We start from the raw sequence: 233 nt of genomic DNA on the forward strand, positions 1-233 counted from the left end.
CGGCCGTGGACCCCGACCTCGAGCGCCCACTCCCCCGTCGGCGACACCCGGGGGGTGAGGTTGCCGGGGGGCAGGGACGCGCGGGGGTCGCCGTCGGTCGGCCCGGCGAGGACCACGTGCGGCGCCGCGTCGGCGAGCCCGAACGCGGGCCCGTGGTCGGCGCCGCCCTCGTGGTGGTCGATCCTCACGCCGAGCACCCCCTCCGCGGGGGAGTCCGGGGTGATCGTGGAGAG

Annotated in this window: 1 protein-coding gene; it reads right to left on the reverse strand. The window is 79.4% G+C overall.

Annotation, left to right across the window (positions count from 1 at the left end):
- A partial coding sequence (locus KVT14_RS21580; protein WP_217617408.1) for a hypothetical protein occupies positions 1 to 188 on the reverse strand: 188 nt, incomplete at its 3' end.
- Positions 189 to 233: the final 45 nt, after the last annotated feature.

It is taken from the genome of Cellulomonas sp. GbtcB1 (assembly GCF_019091725.1).
Lineage (GTDB): Bacteria > Actinomycetota > Actinomycetes > Actinomycetales > Cellulomonadaceae > Cellulomonas.